The sequence below is a fragment of the Propionigenium maris DSM 9537 genome (assembly GCF_027925155.1).
In the GTDB taxonomy this organism is placed as follows: Bacteria; Fusobacteriota; Fusobacteriia; order Fusobacteriales; family Fusobacteriaceae; genus Propionigenium; species Propionigenium maris.
Window position 1 is genome coordinate 25,054 of record NZ_BSDY01000003.1, and the last position, 19,563, is coordinate 44,616.

Annotated in this window: 22 protein-coding genes; 9 read left to right on the plus strand and 13 right to left on the minus strand. The window is 42.3% G+C overall.

The window, feature by feature from the left end:
- Position 1: 1 nt before the first annotated feature.
- From QMG11_RS03555 to QMG11_RS03570, 4 genes are all read right to left on the minus strand, one after another.
- Complete coding sequence (locus tag QMG11_RS03555) at positions 2-490, minus strand: TlpA family protein disulfide reductase (protein ID WP_281833515.1); 489 nt, start codon at positions 488-490, stop codon at positions 2-4.
- A gap of 137 nt (positions 491-627) precedes the next feature.
- Positions 628-1,452: a sulfurtransferase gene (locus tag QMG11_RS03560; protein WP_281833517.1), complete on the minus strand. Its 825-nt coding sequence runs from the start codon at positions 1,450-1,452 to the stop codon at positions 628-630.
- Positions 1,453-1,473: 21 nt separating this feature from the next.
- Positions 1,474-2,130 carry a lipase family alpha/beta hydrolase gene (locus tag QMG11_RS03565; protein WP_281833518.1) on the minus strand — a complete coding sequence of 219 codons (657 nt, stop codon included), beginning with the start codon at positions 2,128-2,130 and terminating at the stop codon, positions 1,474-1,476.
- Between the two features lie 252 nt (positions 2,131-2,382).
- Entirely contained in the window at positions 2,383-2,775 is a 393-nt protein-coding gene (locus QMG11_RS03570) for a hypothetical protein (protein ID WP_281833519.1), read from the minus strand.
- 121 nt (positions 2,776-2,896) lie between these two features.
- Here QMG11_RS03570 and QMG11_RS03575 point away from each other — a divergent pair, with 121 nt between their 5' ends.
- From QMG11_RS03575 to QMG11_RS03595, 5 genes are read left to right on the plus strand one after another with little or no spacing between them, the layout of a single operon-like run.
- Positions 2,897-4,483, plus strand: coding sequence for a 5-formyltetrahydrofolate cyclo-ligase (locus QMG11_RS03575; protein ID WP_281833521.1), 1,587 nt, complete (start codon positions 2,897-2,899; stop codon positions 4,481-4,483).
- A gap of 24 nt (positions 4,484-4,507) precedes the next feature.
- Positions 4,508-5,224 (plus strand): AzlC family ABC transporter permease, encoded by a 717-nt coding sequence (locus tag QMG11_RS03580; RefSeq protein ID WP_281833523.1) that lies wholly within the window; start codon positions 4,508-4,510, stop codon positions 5,222-5,224.
- Positions 5,214-5,528, plus strand: coding sequence for an AzlD domain-containing protein (locus QMG11_RS03585; RefSeq protein WP_281833525.1), 315 nt, complete (start codon positions 5,214-5,216; stop codon positions 5,526-5,528). Before QMG11_RS03580 ends, QMG11_RS03585 begins: the two co-directional genes overlap by 11 nt.
- Positions 5,529-5,532: 4 nt before the next feature.
- Positions 5,533-6,000, plus strand: coding sequence for an ASCH domain-containing protein (locus tag QMG11_RS03590; RefSeq protein ID WP_281833527.1), 468 nt, complete (start codon positions 5,533-5,535; stop codon positions 5,998-6,000).
- Positions 6,001-6,009: 9 nt separating this feature from the next.
- Positions 6,010-6,411, plus strand: a complete 402-nt coding sequence (locus QMG11_RS03595) for a PhnA protein (protein WP_281833528.1) — start codon at positions 6,010-6,012, stop codon at positions 6,409-6,411.
- A gap of 107 nt (positions 6,412-6,518) precedes the next feature.
- Here QMG11_RS03595 and QMG11_RS03600 read toward each other — a convergent pair whose 3' ends face one another.
- The 8 genes from QMG11_RS03600 to QMG11_RS03635 form a co-directional block, all read right to left on the minus strand.
- The gene (locus QMG11_RS03600) at positions 6,519-7,184 is read right to left on the minus strand and encodes a response regulator transcription factor (protein ID WP_281833530.1); all 666 of its coding nucleotides are present in this window, start codon (positions 7,182-7,184) and stop codon (positions 6,519-6,521) included.
- Positions 7,181-8,554, minus strand: coding sequence for a sensor histidine kinase (locus QMG11_RS03605; RefSeq protein ID WP_281833532.1), 1,374 nt, complete (start codon positions 8,552-8,554; stop codon positions 7,181-7,183). The genes QMG11_RS03600 and QMG11_RS03605 overlap by 4 nt, the downstream gene beginning before the upstream one ends.
- Before the next feature lie 69 nt (positions 8,555-8,623).
- Positions 8,624-8,986, minus strand: a complete 363-nt coding sequence (locus QMG11_RS03610) for a hypothetical protein (protein WP_281833533.1) — start codon at positions 8,984-8,986, stop codon at positions 8,624-8,626.
- A gap of 53 nt (positions 8,987-9,039) precedes the next feature.
- Complete coding sequence (locus QMG11_RS03615; RefSeq protein WP_281833535.1) at positions 9,040-9,831, minus strand: 4Fe-4S binding protein; 792 nt, start codon at positions 9,829-9,831, stop codon at positions 9,040-9,042.
- A 165-nt stretch (positions 9,832-9,996) separates the two neighbouring features.
- Positions 9,997-11,640, minus strand: a complete 1,644-nt coding sequence (locus QMG11_RS03620; RefSeq protein WP_281833537.1) for an FAD-dependent oxidoreductase — start codon at positions 11,638-11,640, stop codon at positions 9,997-9,999.
- Positions 11,641-11,797: 157 nt separating this feature from the next.
- A complete protein-coding gene (gene ahpC, locus QMG11_RS03625) occupies positions 11,798-12,367 on the minus strand; it encodes an alkyl hydroperoxide reductase subunit C (RefSeq protein WP_281833538.1) in 570 nt (189 codons plus the stop codon).
- Between the two features lie 119 nt (positions 12,368-12,486).
- Complete coding sequence (locus QMG11_RS03630; protein WP_281833539.1) at positions 12,487-12,723, minus strand: hypothetical protein; 237 nt, start codon at positions 12,721-12,723, stop codon at positions 12,487-12,489.
- Between the two features lie 274 nt (positions 12,724-12,997).
- Positions 12,998-14,620 carry an ABC-F family ATP-binding cassette domain-containing protein gene (locus tag QMG11_RS03635; protein WP_281833541.1) on the minus strand — a complete coding sequence of 541 codons (1,623 nt, stop codon included), beginning with the start codon at positions 14,618-14,620 and terminating at the stop codon, positions 12,998-13,000.
- A 286-nt stretch (positions 14,621-14,906) separates the two neighbouring features.
- On the opposite strand from QMG11_RS03635, the gene QMG11_RS03640 reads away from it, so the two are divergent.
- Both QMG11_RS03640 and dhaM read left to right on the plus strand, forming a co-directional pair.
- The gene (locus tag QMG11_RS03640) at positions 14,907-15,851 is read left to right on the plus strand and encodes an NADH:flavin oxidoreductase (protein ID WP_281833544.1); all 945 of its coding nucleotides are present in this window, start codon (positions 14,907-14,909) and stop codon (positions 15,849-15,851) included.
- 24 nt (positions 15,852-15,875) lie between these two features.
- On the plus strand, positions 15,876-16,286 hold the full coding sequence (dhaM, locus tag QMG11_RS03645; protein ID WP_281833545.1) for a dihydroxyacetone kinase phosphoryl donor subunit DhaM: 411 nt from the start codon (positions 15,876-15,878) through the stop codon (positions 16,284-16,286).
- Positions 16,287-16,526: 240 nt separating this feature from the next.
- Here dhaM and QMG11_RS03650 read toward each other — a convergent pair whose 3' ends face one another.
- Positions 16,527-18,155: a Na/Pi cotransporter family protein gene (locus tag QMG11_RS03650; RefSeq protein WP_281833546.1), complete on the minus strand. Its 1,629-nt coding sequence runs from the start codon at positions 18,153-18,155 to the stop codon at positions 16,527-16,529.
- Positions 18,156-18,558: 403 nt separating this feature from the next.
- On the opposite strand from QMG11_RS03650, the gene QMG11_RS03655 reads away from it, so the two are divergent.
- Both QMG11_RS03655 and QMG11_RS03660 read left to right on the plus strand, forming a co-directional pair.
- Positions 18,559-18,942, plus strand: a complete 384-nt coding sequence (locus tag QMG11_RS03655; protein WP_281833547.1) for a hypothetical protein — start codon at positions 18,559-18,561, stop codon at positions 18,940-18,942.
- Positions 18,943-18,966: 24 nt separating this feature from the next.
- The gene (locus QMG11_RS03660) at positions 18,967-19,440 is read left to right on the plus strand and encodes a hypothetical protein (RefSeq protein ID WP_281833548.1); all 474 of its coding nucleotides are present in this window, start codon (positions 18,967-18,969) and stop codon (positions 19,438-19,440) included.
- The last annotated feature ends 123 nt before the right edge of the window (positions 19,441-19,563 follow it).

Genomic DNA, 19,563 nt, shown 5'->3' on the forward strand with positions numbered 1-19,563 from the left:
TCTACTCCTTAAGACCCTCTATATCCTCCACAGTCATCCCACTCCAGTCTGTTGCCCCGTGTATCCTTGCAAGGTTTATTCCATTTTCATCTACAATATACGTTGTAGGAACCACCCTTATAAGAAATTTGTTTGCCAGCCTCTGTCCCACGTCAAAGTAGTGGGGAAAATCCATGGGATTATCCCTAAAAAACTTATCCACAGCCCTGCCGTCTGTATCTATCATTATGGATACAACATTTACCCTGTCCCTGTTTGCATTGTAAAACTTGTTTAAAAGGGGCTTTTCCACCTTACAAGGAGGACACCAGCTGGCCCCAAAGTTGTATATGGTAATCTTCCCCAGATGCTCCTTGGAGGACCCCACAACCTCACCCTTGGTATTGTAGAGTGTCATCTCTGGAAACTTATCTCCAGCCTCTAGCCCCTCCTTAGCACCAAAAGCCATCAGGCTCAGGGATATCAGTAGTATAAACATCAATCTCTTCATTCCAATTCTCCTTTCTCCATTTGATACTGAATTCTATAATTTTTTTCTACCAAAGTCAATTTCTTATTTGTGGAGTAAAGAAAATCCGAGGGGTTCCCTCGGATCTCTCTGTTTATATTTAATTTTTCTGACATCTGTTAGTTTTCATCCCTGACTTCTACAAAGTTCTCATCGTAGCTTATCCAGTCGGAGAACCCTCCGATGTAGATCCTGCTCCTGCCTCCCAGCTCATCATAAACAACATAATCTAAGGCTGCATTTATTCCTGAACCGCAGTAGAAGGTAACATCCTCGGACTCTGAAACTCTTCCCATTATCTCCTTGAGCTCCTCTAGGGGCTTCAGTCTTCCCTCGGTAAGAAGGGATTTAGAGTCGATACAGATAGCCGATGGAATATGTCCCGCTCTGCTGTAGAAGGGCTCATTGTTTCCCAGGTACCTGTCGTGGGAACGGCACTCTACAAGTACTGAACCCTCTTCCTCTATACTTTCCTTTACTCTCTCTATAGATGAGTAGATATCCTCCCTTACATGAGGTTCATAGCTTCCCTCTCTCCTTGGTGGAAGTTCAGAGGTAACCTCTCCTCCAGCCTCTAGCCAGGCCTTGTATCCGCCGTTTACTATCCTTACATCAGTATGACCTATATACTTAAACATCCAAAATGCTCTGGACGCTGTTATCATATTTTCATCGTAGAGCACTACAGTGGTATCCTTACCTATCCCCATAGCCTCTATCTTCCTTACAAACTCCTCTACTACAGGTACAGGTCTCGATCCTCCGTGGGTCTCCTTATCTCCTGCAAGATCGGCATCTATATCCAGATAGTATGCCCCGGGGATGTGCCCCTCTCCATAGGTAGTTCTTCCATACTCATTGTTGTGCAGGTCATACCTCACATCTATCACCACTACACCTTCTAAGTTGTCCATAAGCCACGAGGCTTCTACAAAGTTTTTCATGTTACTCCTCCAAAGTATTGTTTAATCTGCTCTAAAGCTTCCTCTCTTTATAAAGTTAGCTATGTACTTGGCTGTACCGAGCTTCTTGTGAATCGCCTTATGATTTAGAGGAAGTACCAGGAAATCCTTAAGGTTTTTAACCCTTACCTCCTCTACCTCCACTCTTCCATCATTTTTTTCAGCCAGAAACCTTCCAAGAAACATCTCTGGTTCACTTCCTGCTATTGCAGCCACCTCTATATCCTTCCCAGAATAGAGTCTCAGCTCCTGAAACTTCTTCCTCTCAAGGGATTTCAGTGGTTTATATATCTTTTTCAGAAAGGGAAGATACTTCCCCGCCATATCAGCTAACTTACATCCATTGTTTGGGGTGGATATGAGAACTACCCTGTCCACTACCCTTCTCATCCTTCTGTCAGCAAGGGCCGCCCTTATAACAAGTCCTCCCACACTGTGACCGATAAGGATTATCTCATCCCTCTGGCTGATCCCGCTGTTTTTCAGGTCACAAAGAAGCTCCTTGAGAAGGTATACAGACTCCTCCATATTTCCAAAGGTAAGGGGCATATTGAGGTAGTCCACCACAAAGCCCTCCTCCTCTAAAAGCTCTCCCAGGGGATACATATCCCTCTCATCTTTATTATAACCATGTAAAAGAATCACTCTATAATCACTCATAATATTCTCCTGCTAAATCATTGTCCCCTAATTTTAACATAGCAAGGGGGAATTATAAATAAAATTCTTTAAAGAAGTAGTAAATCCCCCTTTAATTTCCTTCTTTAGAGTATAAGGGATTTCTCTTGAAGGTTTCTCCAATTAAAAGAACCCCGGAACGTAATGCTCCGAGGTTATCCCTATCTAAACTCTATATCTTGGACTTATTTAAAGGGCTTTCCTTGAACCCTTACCATAATCTGTTAATTCAAGCTACCCCTTGTACCATACATAGAAGGCATCCATAGATACTATATACTCTATTAAACCGCTGTCCTCCATGGACTCAAGCATAGCCTCCATCTCCTCTGGATCCTCCTTCATCCTGGCCACAACATCTGCAGCTATCTCCTCCTCCTGACTCATCTTAAAGAAATACTCCAAGAACTCAAGGGGCCCCTCAAAGGTATCCATTCCAAGCATGAGCTCTGAAAGGATCTCCTCGGTGAGATCTTCATACTGCTCCTCTACATACCCTATCATCTTAGAAAGGGCTTCCAGCTGATCCTCATCTATCTTCTCCTTGGCTTCTCCCATAAATCTGTCGGCTCTCTCCAGGTCCCACAGCTTAATTAATTCATTTCTCAGTATATTGTAACTGTCCATTATTTCCTCCTCATAACTCTTGCAATAGCTTACCCCTTATTTTATCATATTTTTCACATCTTTATTAGTACCTTCTCCCATTATTGTCGTATAATCTATTAATCTAATTTAGGGGGTAACTATGAAGGAAAAGAAAAGGATAAGGGAGCGGCTAATAGGCATGAGGGATGACCTCTCACCTGTTGAGATAGATAAAAGGAGTGATACCATAGCCGAGAAACTCTATTCAGACTACAGGTTTAAGAAAGCTGAGACTATATTTATATTTACCTCCTTTGGTTCAGAGGTGGATACCCACAGGATTATAGAGGAACTTCTCTCCATGGGAAGATCCGTATGTATCCCCAAGATAATGGGGAAACACCTCATGGCAGCAGTAAGGATAGGTAGCCTTGAGGAACTAAGACCAAATAAGTTCGGTATACTGGAGCCGCTAGAGGGTGAGGAGGTAGCCCCTCAGGAGATAGACCTCATTGTAGTTCCCGGGGTTGCCTTCGACAGGAGGGGATACAGGATAGGTTATGGAGGTGGTTTCTATGATGCCTTTATGTCCAGGGTCCCTGAAGTAGACAAGATTGCCCTGGCCTACGACCTCCAGCTCATAGACAGGATCGACAATGAAAGCTGGGACATAAGGGTGGACACCCTCATTACAGAATCCACCACCTACCACTTTAAAAGGATAAGGGAGTATGGGATAGTGGTAGGGAGTATGACCCCTGGGCCCCTCAATAGGATTACCGATGTAGAGGGGGTTCTTGTGGGACACACCACAATAGATACCCAGAGGAATAAGACCGGTGTAAGTTTAGTGATACCCTCCAGGGAAAACCCATTCCTTCATAAGCTGACTGCCTCTGCCTACGTATTAAATGGTTTCGGAAAGACTACAGGACTTATTCAGCTAGAGGAGCTGGGACAGCTGGAGAGTCCCATAGCCCTTACCAACACCCTCTGTGTAGGCAGGGTTCAGGATGCCCTTGTGGGGCATATGATAGATTCATGCACCAGGGAGGGAGTGGAGCCCATCTCCCTGAATACTGTAGTAGCTGAGTGTAACGACTCCTACCTCAACGACATAACCCATAGGGCTATAGAGGAGGAACATCTCCTTAAAGCCATCTCCAATGCTTACAGAGACTTTTCCGAGGGAGATGTAGGTGGAGGAAAGGGGATGTCCTGCCACTCCCTTAAGGGGGGAATAGGCTCCGCCTCAAGGATAATAAAGGTAGGAAACAGGGAGTATACCCTGGGAGTACTGGTTCAGTCCAACCACGGCCTTCTATCCGATCTTACCATAGGGGGAAGGAGGATCGGGAAGGATATCCAGGAGGTTCTCCAGACCCACGATAGGGTGGATAAGGGGTCTATAATAACAATCATTGCAACGGACCTCCCCCTTACCTCGAGACAGCTCAAGAGGATCTGTAAGCGTGCTTCTGTAGGCATGGCTAGGACAGGATCCTATATGGGACACGGAAGCGGGGAGATCGTTATCGGGTTTTCCACCGCCAATAAGAAGGAACATTCAGGAGGAGACCCCATAGTGGAACATACCTCCCTGAGGGAGGATCTCATGGACCTTCCCTTCAGAGGAGTGGGAGAGGCTGTGGAGGAGGCCATCCTCAACTCCATGGTCTGCTCCTCCAGAGTAGAGGGTGTGAGGGGAGCGAGGGAAACCCTTACAGACTTTATGTACCTGATCTAGATAAATTTAAGTAGGAGGTATGCCATGTCAAAGGAACTGAAAAGGGGAGTGATTATGGGAGTTCCCATTGCTCTTGGCTATATCCCCATCGCCATGACCTTTGGAGTTTTGTCCAAAACTGCAGGAGTAACCCTGGGGGAGTCCTTTCTCTTCTCCTCTATGGTCTATGCCGGTGCCAGTCAGTTTATGGCTATAAATATGATTATGCTGGGCAGTGGCTTTCTACAGATTGTAATTGCCACCCTCCTGTTAAACCTCAGGCACTTCTTGATGAGCGCCTCCCTCTCTCAGAGGATGGATATAAAGGGATCAAAGCTTCTCCCCTTCATCTCCTTTGGGGTTACCGATGAGGCCTTCTCCATGGCTTCATCCTGTGAGGGAAGAATAGACACCCTTCTCTTCATGGGAATTCACCTGATTATATATACATCTTGGGTTGCAGGAACCATTCTGGGGTATCTTGCAGGAGAGATACTTCCATCATCTCTGAGCAGTAGCATGGTGGTGGGACTATATGCCATGTTTATAGCCATCCTTACTCCCCAGATGAAGGGTTCCAAAAGGATATCTTTTCTGGTATTTCTTTCTGGCCTTATAAATACTATAATTAAAAGTAGGGAGCTTCTTCCCAGGGGATGGGATATTGTGGCTACTATTTCAATAGTAGCTCTTATAGGAACCCTTACAGAGGAGAAAAAACAAGGAGTTATTGGTGAGAGGGAGCTAGAGGATGAGAGATAATATTATATTTATTATTTTTGGAATGTTCATGGTAACCTATATCCCCAGACACCTTCCCTTCATGATCTCTAAGAGGTTTACCTTCCCTGCGAGAGTAAAGACTTTTCTCACCTATATACCTGCAGCGGCTCTTGGTGCTCTCATTCTTCCCGATGCCTTTCATGCTGTGGAGGGAGAACCCCTGGCTTCAGCCTTAGGGGTTGCAGGTGCAGTAATACTGAGCTATACTCAGAGAAACATCTTTATAACGGTAGCAGGATCTATTGGAATAACATATATTACACTTAATTTTTTAGCGGGGTGATATTATGATAAGAATAGAGGATCCATCCATAGGGATTATGCGTAGGAAATACCTCTCATCCTTAGGTTTAGAGGAGGGAGATAGATACTTTACCACCTGGCACTTCTCCGACAATCGGAGGGATGCAGATGAACTGGCTCACCTTGTTAAGTCCGGTATAAAAACAGCCACTTCCTCCCTGTGTGAGATGTATGATATCGATGAGGAGGACACCCTTCCCAAGGTGGGAGAGTACTCTGTAATTACAAACTGGGAGGGAAAAGCTCAGTGTATTATAGAGACGGTGGAGGTTACCCTTCTTCCCTTCAGGAAGGTAGAGGAGGAGTTTGCATATTTAGAGGGGGAAGGAGACAGGTCTCTGGAGCACTGGAGAAGGATGCACAGGGAGTTTTTTCAGAGGGAGCTGAAGGATCAGACCTTTTCAGAGGATATGCTGGTAGTATGTGAAAAATTCAAAGTTGTATATAAATAGGAGGATATAATGGCTAGAGGATATGATAACGACAGAGAGAGAAAATCAAAGGTAAGTTTTTTTGGAAAGGATCTTGCCCGAAGATCTAAATCATGCTGTGAACTTTGTGAGGTAAGCGGAGAGAAGTTAGAGGTCTTTGAAGTACCTCCAGTACCTGAGGAACCCGACTTCGACAGATGTATCTTCATATGCAGTTCATGTAAAAACCTGCTGGAAAACATCGACAAAGCCGATGAAAATGATGTGAGATTTTTAAATAACTCCATATGGAGTGAGGTTGAGATGGTAAAAGCTGTTTCAGTTGCTGCTCTCAGAAAGCTGGAAGCTAAGCATCCATGGGCTTCAGATATCTTAGACACTGCCTATATCGACGTGGATATAGAGGAAAAGATAGACGGGATAGACCTTTAAGTTATTCCAGCTTTTTCCACCTCATATAAAGTATTATTTTAGTCCTTTAAAGAGAATGGAGCTTTCCTCAGAATGAAGTAAATCATTCTGAAGAAAGCTCCATCTTTTTATCTTATTGTATAACCTACCCCTCTAATTGTCTTTATAAGTTTTTCCTCATGTCCCCTGTCTACCTTATCCCTAAGATATTTTATATACACATCCAGTACATTGGGATTGGAGTAATCTGCATCTCCCCATATTTTCTCCAATATCTTTTCACAGCTCATGGCAATACCACTATTTATTACCAGGTACTCTAAAAGATCGAACTCCTGCTTAGATAGCTCTATCTCTCTACCTGCCCTTGTTACGATTCTTTTTTTCGGATCCACCACCATATCCCTATATGTTATAATTTTTTCCTCATCGTTACTGGTTTTTCTCAAGTTAGCTCTTATCCTTGCAGCTAACTCTCCATAGTTAAAGGGTTTAACCACATAATCATCTGCCCCAGTATCCAGCCCTATTATCCTGTCGCTTATATCATCCTTTGCAGTTACCATTATAATAGGTACATCCGACTCCCCCTTTATCCTTTTACACACCTCATAACCATCTATCTTAGGTATCATCACATCCAGAAGTACAAGATCATAGTTCTCCTCCCTAAACTTCAGGAGACCCTCGAAACCATCCCTTGCTATATCCAATCTATATCCCTCATATGAAAGCTGCAGCTCTAATACCCTTGCAAGCTTTTTATCATCCTCTACTATCAGTATCCTCTTCATTCCCTTTCCTCCCTCTGGAAAACTATTCTGAATGTACTTCCTACTCCTACTTTACTTTCCACATCTATACTACACCCATGGATCTCAGCTAGCTTACTTACAATTGAAAGCCCTAGCCCCATACTTCCCTCATCTCTATTTCTAGCCTTGTCTCCCCTGTAAAACCTTTCAAAAACCTTCTTCCTCTCCTCTTGGGTCATTCCCCTGCCAAAATCCCTTACATATAGGATACCCTTCTCCTCCTCGGTATATCCTCCTATCTCGATACCACTATCCCTACCGTACTTAATGGCGTTATCAACAAGGGATCTCAGCATCTGAAGTACCATATTTTGATCGCAAAAGACCTTCATTCCCTCCACAATATTAAGATTGATCCCAGGTCCCCCTGCAAAGGAGGAATAATCCCTTCTTAACTTCTCCAGAAGTTCCCGGACATCGAGCTCTCCTCTTTCTACCTTGAAGCCTTCCAGATCTCCCCTTGCAAGGAAGAGGAGTTTATCTATCATCCTTCTCATGTTTTCATTTTCTTCCTCTATTGCTTCTATTGCTTCATCCACTAGGGCTTCATCCTGACCTCCCATCCGCCTGTAGATATCCAGGTATCCCTTCATCACAGCTATGGGAGTTCTCAGTTCATGGGAGATATTGGAGATAAACTTTCTCTGGTTTTCAAAGGAACCCTCCAGCCTCTCCAGAGCATTGTTGATAAGCTTGGAAAGCCTTACAAGCTCATCCTCCACCCCCTCCACTGGAAGCCTCTCACTGAGGTTTTCCGAGGTAATCCTTTCAGTAATATCACTTATCTTAGTTATAGGCCTTACCAGGCTGTTTCCCGTCCTAATTCCTGCACCGAGGGATATCACTAATCCTAAGAGTTCTACTATTACAAGAGCCTTTACCAGTATCTTAAGGTATTCCTCGTAATCTGTGACTAAGACATACTCTATCAGATATTCGGTTCCCTCATAGTCATAAGTTTCACTCAGATAGAAGTACTCCTCCCTATCCTCTCCGTCTATGAGAATAGTTTTTTTAGATCCCCTTACAGCTTCTTCTACCTCCAAGGGAAGGCCTCCCGCTTCCCTTTCATCATTTAGGGATATCCTTATAAAGAAGTTCCCAGAGTGCTCCCTGATACTCTTCATCTCCTCCTCTATTCTTTCCCGGGATACGACCCTCCTCTCCCTGTGAAGGCCCTCCATCCTCTCTATAAAAAAATCTCTGTTAGTTTCCAATATCTCCTTTTTATTCCTTATAATCATCCCTGCACTGAACACATATATCATAATATTTAGGAGTAAAAGAGTTCCTAGAAATACTCCTACATAGGTAAAAACTATCCTGTTTCTTATACTTTTAAACTTCATCTCTCTCCCCCTTAAACCAAGTATAACACATGGTCCTTCCAAGTCAAAAAGCCGGTTCCCCGGCTTCTTCTAGTATTTCTTAGAGAGAATATTTTCATCCTCATACTGGGCCACAACCCTCACAGGCTTCTCAAAATCCTCCTTCATATCCACAGCTGCCCTCTCTGCAACCTCCTCTACTGCATCTTTCAGATCAACCTCTCCCCTCCTGAAGAAGTTATCCTCCACCTCTATCTCCAGAAGAATAAAGTTTCCGAGGTCCCTCAACTCATACTCCATCTCATAGTGCTTCCCACCAGCCTCCACATATGGATACTCCTTCTCAAGTACCCTCTCATCCCTCTCCATTACATCCTCTCCATGGCTGGCCATAGCTGAAGTGGAAGTTACCACCATACCTACTACCATTAATATTCCAATTAATTTTTTCATCCTTCTCATCTCCTATTATAACCTGCTAATCTTAGAATTTTCTTAGAATACTATCAGTGGACTAACTTAAGGGCTATATATGTTGCTATAAAGTAGATTAACAGCACTCCCACTGAAAACCTTCTCACATCCACTTCTTTTCCCATGAAATCCAGGGAAAGAGCATCTATCTTAGAGGGACAGGTCTCTCCGTCTACACAGTTAAAGCATGATATACAATCCTCTCCGCATATTCTCTCCTTCTTGGATACCTCTATCTTCATAGGACACTCCCTGTTACACCTCCCACAGGATACACACCTCTTTGTATCTCTTTGGATTGCAAGGCTCGGGATAAACCTGTGTATTATATTATACATAGCCTTCTGGGGACAGGCATACTTACAGAAGAACCTTGGAATTACCAGGGGCACCATAATTATCATGTATTTTTTCATCTTAAGAAATGTAAAGGAAAGGGCAGATCCCTTATAGATCTCCACATGGTTTCCAAAGAAGTAATCATATCCCCCGAAAATAATAAGATATATAAATCCAGCTAAAAATATATATTTGAGAAACCTGAGCCTCCTGTCCCACTTCCCCTGAGGCAAAACCTGCACAGAGGGAAACAAACTCCTTCCTATCCTCTCAACAAAGTAACTTAGATTTCCAAAGGGACACAGCCACCCACACCAGAAACTGCCAAATACTATAAAGGATATAAAGGTGACTACCTCCACCTCAAACTCTATCTCCACTCCAAACATACTTTGGGTAAACCATCCAAACCAGGGAACCAGCAGTACCACCGTTAAGAATCTTACAAAATCCCTTAACTCTCTTACCTTTATCTTCTCGATCATATCTTCCTCCTTCTCAATTATATCAATATACTATAGCCTTTAAATTAGGCCATCCTTTGATCAAGCTTAGAATTCTATTAGAAGAAGTGCAGCTTAGGATAAAATACCTTAAATTAAATCTTAAAAAATAAAAAAACCTGAAAATTAATCCAGGTTTTTTGACTCTTACTTTAATAGATCAGCTATAGAGTCTAGACTCTTAGCTCCAAAGTGTATCTCGCTGTCATCTACTATAATAGCAGGCACACTCATAATATTGAACTTACTTCTCAGTTCCTTGAAGTTTGAGATATCGATCATCTCAGCCTCTATATTATCATTTTCTATGGCTATCCTCTGAGCTGCTACCACCACATCTGGGCACAGGTGGCAGGAGAGGGATACTGCTACCTTCACATTCCTCTTCCTCTGAATAGCTCCTATCTTCTCCCTGGATTTTCCCGTTAACTCCTGTCCAGGTCCCGCCATATTATAGATAGCCAGGATGAAGGAGTTCAGCTCATGTCCTCCAGGGACACCGTGGAACTTAACCCTTCTATACTCTCCCCTACTGTCTGTAAAGGCCACAGCAGGATACTTATCTATATTAAGCTTCTCCTCTACCTGAGGGTTCTCCCCCTTGGAGTACACCTCAAGGGTTAATCTGTCGCTGAGCTCCTCTATCTCCTCCAGGAAGGCCTTCAGTTCCACCGACTTGTCGTTGGTCTCATCTACCACAGTTACCATCTTCAGGTCCTCTGTAAGCTTTCCGAAGATTCCCTTAAGCTGCTCCCTTATCTCTGCTTCTAGGATTCCCTTCTTTCCCTCTCCAGGAGCTTTATCTTCCTTCTTCTCCTTCTTAGGTGCCGGTTTATCCTTTATTCCCAGCTCTCTCTTTTTATCCTCTACATACTTCTCTGCATCTGTTGCAGCAATGGCTCCGTCTGCCACAGCTGTTACCACCTGTCTCAGCACCTTTGGTCTCAGATCTCCTGCTGCATAGATCCCCTTGCTATTGGTCCTCATATTTTCATCTGTGATGATGTATCCGTAGTCATCTGTCTTCACATGTCCCTTAAAGAGGTCCGTCTGAGGCTGGTATCCTATGAATACGAATATTCCAAAGGTTCCGTCCTCCTCGCTTGCCTCATGTATCCACTTCTCACCAGTAATATTATCTATAAAGATGGCTCTCTGAATCATCCCATCTCCAGAAGCCTCCACGATCTCAGTATTAAACCTTACCTCTATATTATCATGGTCATCCAGCTTCTCCACTATGGACTTGGCACAAGTAAACTCAGGCTCCCTTGCAATAATAGTCACCTTGCTTGCAAACTTAGAGAGGAACATAGCCTCCTCCACAGCTGCATAACCTGCTCCTATTACAAATACCTCGAGATCTGTGAAGAACTCTCCGTCGCAGGTAGCACAGTAGGCTACTCCCCTCCCTGTAAACTCCTTCTCTCCAGTGAATCCAAGCTTCCTCGGTTTAGCCCCGGTTGCTATGATAACAGACCTTCCCAGAACCTTTCTTCCGTTGAGGTTAATAACCTTCACATCTCCCTCAAAATCTACATCCACTACCTCTCCTCTTATGAAGCTCACTCCAAAGCTTTCAGCCTGGGCATGCATCTCCCCCACAAGCTTAGGTCCTGTGGTATCCATGATTCCCGGGTAGTTTGCTATCTCAGAGGTAGTTGCTGCCTGACCTCCTGGAGCTCCCTTCTCGATAATTACCGTGTCCATCTTTGCTCTTCCTGCATAGACTCCAGCTGAAAGCCCTGCTGGTCCTCCTCCAATTATCACTACGTCGTATATATGCTCCATATCTATCACCTCAAGTTATTATTTTTATTTTACTGATAATTCATCCTAAAAGTTTCTCATCCTATGAGATTTCTTTTAAGTATCAATTTTCTATAAAATCCTTCGTTTTAAAAAAGAGAGGCACTTTCGTGCCTCTCAATGACTTCTAAAGATCTTCTTAGATCTTACCAATTAGGTCTAGGCTAGGCTTAAGAGTTTCTGTTCCTGGCTTCCACTTAGCTGGGCACACCTGATCTCCGTGAGCTGCTACAAACTGAGCTGCCTGAACCTTTCTAAGTAACTCATCTGCATCTCTTCCGATTCCAAGGTCGTGTACCTCATATGCCTTGATCTCCCCCTCTGGGTTCACGATAAATGTACCTCTAAGAGCAAGTCCCTCCTCCTCGATCATTACACCAAACTGTCTTGAAAGAGCTCCTGTAGGGTCAGCTAGCATTGGATAGTTGATCTTCTGAATACTCTCAGATGAATCGTGCCATGCCTTGTGTACAAAGTGAGTATCTGTAGATACAGAGTAGATCTCGCAACCGATCTCCTTAAACTTCTCATAGTTATCTGCTACGTCTCCTAGCTCTGTAGGGCAAACAAATGTAAAGTCTGCTGGGTAGAAGAAGAATACACTCCACTGCCCCTTTAATGATTCGTGGGTGATCTCCTTAAAGTCACCGTTGTGGTAAGCCTGTACTCTAAAATCTTCTACTTTCTTGTTGATTAATGAAGTTGCCATCTTTAAATTCCTCCCTGTCTCATGTTTTATTTTTAATTTTCAATTTCTTACAACTTTGTAATTATTACAAAACAAGTATAAAACAATTCCTGACTTGTGTCAACAGGTTTTTTTAAAAATTATTTTCTTATTATAAATTGAACGATACCGTCGTCCTTCTGCCTCACCATAATTCTGAAGTTAAGTCCCTTTAAGAGCAGCCTTAATTCCTCTCTATCCGATGCCTGACACTCCAGTATAGGGCAGCTCATATGTATCCCAAGTCGAAGGTTAACTTCATTTTTCCCAGGAAAATTTTCTACTATTGTGTATGCGTTGTCCTCCAACATCTTCCTTATTCTGTTCATCTCTTCCATAGTTATCACCTTCCACTCTGCTTTTTTCTTTTTAGACATAATTATAACAAATTCCTAAATTTGTAGTATGATATTAGCCCCTATATAGTTGTCTGTCAATACCTTTGTAAAATTCTTTATTAATTTGCTAAGTTTTAAAAGTTGTTATAATAGTGTAATAATTTCATCCTTGTTTCTGCACCACTTTAAAGTAAAGTAGATGTACCCCCTATATAAAAAAGGACCAAGCCTCCCACAAGGAAGGTTCAGTCCTCTTATCTTAAGTTTATTTCAATTACGAGTAAAGCTCCTCTAGTCTTTCCTGAGTTGCTTCGTCATCTAAGTATGAATCGTAGTCTGTAAGCTTGTCTACAAGTCCCTTAGGTGTGATCTCGATAATTCTAGTTGCTACCGTCTGAATAAACTCGTGGTCGTGAGCTCCAAAAAGGATAGTTCCGTCAAACTTAATTAACGCCTTGTTCAGAGATGTGATCGACTCAAGGTCTAAGTGGTCTGTAGGGTTATCGAATAGAAGTACATTAGCTCCGCTAAGCATCATCTTAGAAAGCATACATCTTACCTTCTCTCCTCCAGAAAGTACCTTAGCACTCTTCATAGCGTCCTCTCCAGAGAATAGCATTCTTCCCAAGAATCCTCTAACAAATGAGTCGTGCTGATCTGGCGAGTATGGTCTTAGCCAGTCGATAAGGTCTGCATCTACTCCCTCAAAGAACTTAGAGTTATCCCTTGGCATATAAGCCTGAGATGTAGTTACTCCCCAAGTTATCTCTCCAGAATCTGCTTCCATATCCCCAGCAAGGATTGAAAGTAGTGTAGTCTTCACTATATCGTTTTTAGCAAGGAATACTACCTTGTCTCCAGTGTTTATAGTAAAGCTTACGTTATCCAGGATCTTTACTCCCTCTACAGTCTTACATAGGTTCTCTACCTTTAGAAGGTTGTTTCCAGCTTGTCTGTCCGACTTGAACTCAACAAATGGATACTTTCTGTTAGATACCTGCATATCCTCTAGCTGAAGTGATTCAAGCTGCTTCTTTCTTGCAGTTGCCTGCTTTGATTTCGATGCATTTGCCGAGAATCTTGAGATGAAGTTCTTAAGCTCCTCTCTCTTCTGCTCAAGCTTCTTGTTCTTGTTGTTGATAAGAGTTGCCATAAGCTGGTTTGACTCATACCAGAAGTCATAGTTTCCAACAAACATTTTAACCTGTCCGTAGTCGATATCTGCAATGTGAGTACATACCTTGTTTAGGAAGTGTCTGTCGTGAGATATTACGATTACAGTAGTGTCTTCGATATTTAATAGGAAGTTCTCCAGCCATCTGATAGCCTTGATATCAAGTCCGTTTGTAGGCTCGTCCAGTAGTAATACATCTGGTTCTCCGAAGATCGCCTGTGCAAGAAGTACCTTTACCTTTTCAGGCTCAGTAAGCTCCTTCATAAGCTTTCTGTGAAGGTCTGCTCCGATACCTAGACCAGTAAGCATCTTCTCTGCATTTGTCTCAGCACTCCATCCGTCAAGCTCTTCGATTCTCTCTCCCATCTCTCCGGCTCTCATATAGTCGTCATCTGTAGCTTCAGGGTCAGCATAGATTCTCTCCTGCTCCTTCATGATACCATATAACTCTTCGTGTCCCATCATTACTACATCTATTACAACATCCTCTTCGTGGGCGAAGTGATCCTGTTTAAGTACAGCTAAACTCTTTTTTTTGTCTAAGATTACCTCTCCCTCTGTTGGAGATATCTCTCCTGAAAGTATCTTAACAAAAGTAGATTTTCCTGCACCATTGGCACCTATTAATCCATAACAGTTTCCCGGAGTAAACTTTACGCTTACATCACTAAATAGTTTTTTGTTTCCAGAAAAACTCATAGAAAGATTACTAGTTGAAATCATGTGTTTCCTCCTCAATCAATTAAAAATTCAAAATATTATATCATATTTCCCCTGTTCTTTCTACTCTATATCTCTATTTTTAAAGGGTTTTCTTTTATTTTTTCTTTAAGAAAAATATTTTATATTAATAAATTATAGGACTTTGTATTGGGTTTGGTAGATAAGTGCAACTTATACTCAACTTAAATCTCTTTTTTTCCTTGACAAAATACATATAAAAACCCGGGGAAATATGCTAAAATATAAGAAAAATTTATTCAATAATTTATAGTTTTAGGAGTAGTTAATGATAAATATATTCACCCCTGCAAAGATAAAAAATATAGAGATAAAAAACAGAGTAGTACTTCCTCCCATGGTTAGATTTTCCCTTGTGGAGAAGGATGGCTATGTTACCCAGGAGCTGGTTGACTGGTATGAAGATATTGCCCTTAATGGCGTAGGAATGGTTATTGTAGAGGCTTCCTGTGTAGCTGAGGATGCCAAGCTAAGGGACAATCAGATTGGTATTTGGGAGGATGACTTTATTCCCGGCCTGAAGAAAATTGCCGATGTGTGCAGAAAACACAGCGTTCCGGCACTTATACAGATCCACCATGCCGGATTTAAGGAGGAGATCTCCACAATTTCCAAGGAGAGGCTGGACGAGATCTTAGATCAGTTTATAGAGGCATTCAGAAGGGCCAAGAGATGCGGTTTCGATGGAATAGAGATCCACGGAGCCCACACCTACCTCATCTCTCAGCTAAACTCCAGGCTGTGGAATACAAGAGAGGATATCTACGGCGGGAGCTTTGAGGGACGTATGACCTTCAACAGACTTCTTATAGAGAGGACGAGAGATCTCTTCGATGAGAACTTTATCCTGGGATACAGAATGGGAGGAAATGAACCCCACTTGGCCGACGGGATTGAGATTGCAAAGTATCTAGAGGAGCTGGGAGTGGATCTTCTTCACGTATCCAGCGGTGTTCCCGATCCAGAGTATAAGACCGAGGTAAAGGTGGATATACCAGAGGAGTTTCCCCTGGACTGGGTTGTCTATATGGGAACCGAGATAAAAAAACATGTGAATATCCCTGTAATCGGGGTCAGAAAGATTAAGACAGAGGAACAGGCTAGCTGGCTTATTGAAAACAATCACCTTGATTTTGTGGCTGTGGGACGTGCTATGATAGCAAGGCCCCACTGGATGAGCTGGGCTAGAAGAAGCTTCAATAGAAGAGGATAGTCAAATAAAAAGGAGGGGAGATTTATGATAGGAATCGTTATTGTTTCACACAGCTACCACCTTGGTGTAGAAGTGATGAAGATTGCATCGGATATGTATTCTTCCTCAGGAATAAAGTTCCCCATGATCAATGCAAGTGGACTGGGAGACACCTCCCTTGGAACCGACCCTGAAAAAATATATAAATGTATCAAGAAGGTCCACAACGGAAGGGGAGTTATAGTTCTCTGCGATCTGGGTAGTTCAGTACAAAATGCTATGAAAGCCATCGATATGCTGGATGAAAAGAAGAGAGGTTCTACCTTTATAGCTGATGCTCCCATTGTAGAGGGGGCTATAGTAGCTGCCAGCGCCAACTGCAAGCAGAGCGACCTCAAGTGTCTTCTAGGGGAGATAGAGGAAGTAAAGACCTTTCCCAAGGTAAGGAGAGCGTAGGATGACCCCGCAGGAGAAGCTGACTAAACTAGATAGTGGCTGTACAAGGTGCAAGATTAAAATGTGCAGTATGTGCCCAGTAGGGAGAAAAAAGGATGAACTGCGAAGGTTATTGGGTGTTTCAAAGGATGATCTGTGGAGTAAGCTTAAAAAGTTATTTAAATAAAAGGATGTAGGGGTAATCCCCTACATCCTTTTATTTTTTTCTTCGCTGAATATCTCTTCACAGAATAAGTAAAACTACTCCTTTCTATCCCTGGAATAAAGTAGATAGCTCTCCAGTCCCTCTATTATATAGATAATATGCCTGTTAATCCTCCTGTACTTGGCCAGGATTTCCATTACAATATGGTCGGCATAGCTGTCCTTCTTCTCCAGGGGATCCACTACTGAAAGCCTTGCTGACACCTGATTACACCTGGTCTTCAGAGTACTCAGCCTCTCATACTCCTCCCCTGTAATTATCTCCTGTAGGTCTCTCAGAAAACTGATGATATTCAGGTGCCATATCTCAATATTCTTTATACCACTGTCATCGATGTAGGTCTCTGAATTTTTAATCTTTATATACACTTTTGCCAAACCTGCCCCGTAATCCCCCATGGACTCCATTTCATCTGCGATCTTCATTATCATCCTGGCTTCATTTAAGATTCTTTGGGAACTTATACAGTTTAACAGCTCCGTGAGTTCTTGGTGGATACCCTCCATCTTTCTATCCTGATACTTCTCCCCCTGAAATATCTCCTCTACCCTTCCATCTCTTTCTGTGGAGGATAGAAGTTCAAAGAAGAGGTTGATATCCGCCACAAGCCGCTCCAGCATCTGCAACACCTCCTCCCTTCCTTTCTCCAGGATTACCGAGGGAATCTTATAGATACACTCATTTACATAGAGCTTCTGTTCAATCTTTTTTGAGCTTCCCATCCTATTTAATCCCCTTAAAAAAATATCGGTAAATGGAAGAAAGATAATTACAAGACCCACATTGAATATAGTGTGGGAAAGGGCAATATACTTTGTGATACTCCTTTCTGGTTCTATAAACTTTGACACAAACTCTAAGTAGGGGTAAAAGAGGGGAAGGATTACAACTACACCTATTATTTTTATGAGGATATGGGCGTAGGCAACCCTCTTGGCCTCTAGCTCTGCCCCCAGAGAAGCCAGATAAGCTGTTATAGTTGTTCCTATATTCCCACCCAGAATCAGGGCCACAGCCGTTTCCGCACTTATAGCCCTCTGACTGGCAAGGGCCATGGTTATTCCCACCGTTGCTGATGAGGTTTGCAGGAGTGCTGTAAGTATAGTTCCAGTTAAGGCAGCCAAAACTACTCCCCTGTAGGATTCTGCAGAAAAGAGGTAGAAGAACCTTATAAACTCCGGCATATCTCTCAGAGGTTTAACACCTGATTTCATAAATGAAAGGCCCAGGAAGATCATTCCCAGCCCCATTATAGCAAGTCCCTGCTTTCTTCTTCGGGTCTTGCTGTTAAAGAGATAGGTCAGGGCTCCTGCTCCCAAAAGGGGAAGTCCATACTTGGTTACCTCCAGAGCCAGTATCCAGCCGATAACAGTAGATCCTATATTTGCCCCAAATATCACTCCCAGAGACTGCTTTAGGGTCATAAGTCCTGCATTTACAAATCCTACTGCCATAACTGTGGTCACTGAACTAGACTGAAGAACAGCAGTCAAAACACCTCCCACAACAATCCCTCTAAAGAGGTTTGAGGTCATCTGAGATATCAACTTTCTAAGGCGATAACCTGCTATCTCCTCTACAGCTTCAGACATTACCCTCATCCCATAGAGGAACAACCCCAGTCCCCCCACTATCTGTATAAGTATATTTATAAAAATATTCATAGTACCACTTCCTTTAAACTACTTATACAAACTTTTCCACCTATCCCTTTCAAAATCCTTTCTTTTCTATTAAAACATTGCTTTAAAGAATATTTTTTAGGGATTGTTTCTCTCCCTTAATATAATCCCCTATCATACCGTAAGGTCAACCGTTTGTTTTAAAAAAAGTCTCTACCGACATTTCTGCCAACTTTTTAAGCTACCCGATACCTTTTAAGATCCACAGTCACCTTCATTCATTCCTCCTATAGAATTGTCACTTCATATCCTTAGGTACAGCTTTAAAGGGATTGACTTTACCATATAAAAGGAGTATAAAAGTCTTCATCAGTTATCTATTGTAGGAATGATTTTTTAAAAATCTGAAAATCAAATGTCATTTTAAAGCTCTACAGGAGGAAGCATGAATACATTTACAGTTAATCGCTACAAGGAAGAAATCGAGATATCGGAAGAATCTATAACATTCCACCTCAGGAGGTGCAGGCTAACAAAGAGGTTGGAGGAATTAAAAGAAATCAGAAAAACAATAACCTATGGAGGCCTTCTATTTCACCTTTTTGGAGCTAGGGCCATAGGGGAGCCAAAATTATATAGTATAGGATATAGGGACATCTCCTTGGAGTTCAAATTTAAGGAGAATGATTTTTGCTTAGTGGAGTTTTCCGTGGGAGATGAACCCATGGTTGAGAGAAGTTTAAAGAATATCGATGATATCAATATCCTCTGTAGTTCATTCAACAAAAATATAGAACTTACATCTGAGGATAAACGCAGCTTTTTTTAAATTTTAATATTAGGGAGAAATGCCATGAGAAATCAAACTACACCAAACGATGCTAAATATAGAGAAGCCAAGGAGGATATTACCAAACAAATCTTCACTGAAGGCAATGAAGTAAAAACTATAAAGAGCGGCATAGATCTGTTTATTTTTGCCCTTGTACTCCCCCTTCTTTTAGTCGACTTGATCGTTATCTCCAATGAACCCCTTATTAAAGGCTCAGCCATCCTTTCCTTTATTGTCGAGTACATTCCCACAGTATTCGTTATACTGATTGCTGATAGAGCTAGGAAGGATCCTGATTATAATGGGGTCTATTTTTTACTGGGTGCCTTCTCCTCCCTGACTGTGGAGGGGATTACCTCTATATTAATCGATAACTATCTTTCGATTACAACTCTATATACAGATACAATTGTAAAAGGTATCATAACCGCCTTCGTCTGGGGATACTTTTACCGGTCCTTTAAAATCTATTCCATGAAAAAGTTGTTCGAATAGCCTTAGATTCAAGGATACATTCAGCTTTCCCTTCTTCTCTATCCAACAGCTTATGTCTGGTTTGTTCATTTTTAAAATTTGATTTTATCGTGTAAAAATGTTACTCTTCTCAAATAAAATAGA

Coding starts and splice junctions, on each gene's coding strand:
- QMG11_RS03585 (WP_281833525.1), top strand. CDS start 5,214: ATGAGAGATAATATTATATTTATTATTTTTGGAATGTTCATGGTAACC.
- QMG11_RS03590 (WP_281833527.1), top strand. CDS start 5,533: ATGATAAGAATAGAGGATCCATCCATAGGGATTATGCGTAGGAAATAC.
- dhaM (WP_281833545.1), top strand. CDS start 15,876: ATGATAGGAATCGTTATTGTTTCACACAGCTACCACCTTGGTGTAGAA.
- QMG11_RS03560 (WP_281833517.1), bottom strand. CDS start 1,452: ATGAAAAACTTTGTAGAAGCCTCGTGGCTTATGGACAACTTAGAAGGT.
- QMG11_RS03610 (WP_281833533.1), bottom strand. CDS start 8,986: ATGAAAAAATTAATTGGAATATTAATGGTAGTAGGTATGGTGGTAACT.
- QMG11_RS03640 (WP_281833544.1), top strand. CDS start 14,907: ATGATAAATATATTCACCCCTGCAAAGATAAAAAATATAGAGATAAAA.
- QMG11_RS03630 (WP_281833539.1), bottom strand. CDS start 12,723: ATGGAAGAGATGAACAGAATAAGGAAGATGTTGGAGGACAACGCATAC.
- QMG11_RS03565 (WP_281833518.1), bottom strand. CDS start 2,130: ATGAGTGATTATAGAGTGATTCTTTTACATGGTTATAATAAAGATGAG.
- QMG11_RS03600 (WP_281833530.1), bottom strand. CDS start 7,184: ATGAAGAGGATACTGATAGTAGAGGATGATAAAAAGCTTGCAAGGGTA.
- QMG11_RS03655 (WP_281833547.1), top strand. CDS start 18,559: ATGAATACATTTACAGTTAATCGCTACAAGGAAGAAATCGAGATATCG.
- QMG11_RS03660 (WP_281833548.1), top strand. CDS start 18,967: ATGAGAAATCAAACTACACCAAACGATGCTAAATATAGAGAAGCCAAG.
- QMG11_RS03555 (WP_281833515.1), bottom strand. CDS start 490: ATGAAGAGATTGATGTTTATACTACTGATATCCCTGAGCCTGATGGCT.
- QMG11_RS03595 (WP_281833528.1), top strand. CDS start 6,010: ATGGCTAGAGGATATGATAACGACAGAGAGAGAAAATCAAAGGTAAGT.
- QMG11_RS03575 (WP_281833521.1), top strand. CDS start 2,897: ATGAAGGAAAAGAAAAGGATAAGGGAGCGGCTAATAGGCATGAGGGAT.
- QMG11_RS03650 (WP_281833546.1), bottom strand. CDS start 18,155: ATGAATATTTTTATAAATATACTTATACAGATAGTGGGGGGACTGGGG.
- QMG11_RS03570 (WP_281833519.1), bottom strand. CDS start 2,775: ATGGACAGTTACAATATACTGAGAAATGAATTAATTAAGCTGTGGGAC.
- QMG11_RS03580 (WP_281833523.1), top strand. CDS start 4,508: ATGTCAAAGGAACTGAAAAGGGGAGTGATTATGGGAGTTCCCATTGCT.
- QMG11_RS03620 (WP_281833537.1), bottom strand. CDS start 11,640: ATGGAGCATATATACGACGTAGTGATAATTGGAGGAGGACCAGCAGGG.
- QMG11_RS03605 (WP_281833532.1), bottom strand. CDS start 8,554: ATGAAGTTTAAAAGTATAAGAAACAGGATAGTTTTTACCTATGTAGGA.
- ahpC (WP_281833538.1), bottom strand. CDS start 12,367: ATGGCAACTTCATTAATCAACAAGAAAGTAGAAGATTTTAGAGTACAG.
- QMG11_RS03615 (WP_281833535.1), bottom strand. CDS start 9,831: ATGATCGAGAAGATAAAGGTAAGAGAGTTAAGGGATTTTGTAAGATTC.
- QMG11_RS03635 (WP_281833541.1), bottom strand. CDS start 14,620: ATGATTTCAACTAGTAATCTTTCTATGAGTTTTTCTGGAAACAAAAAA.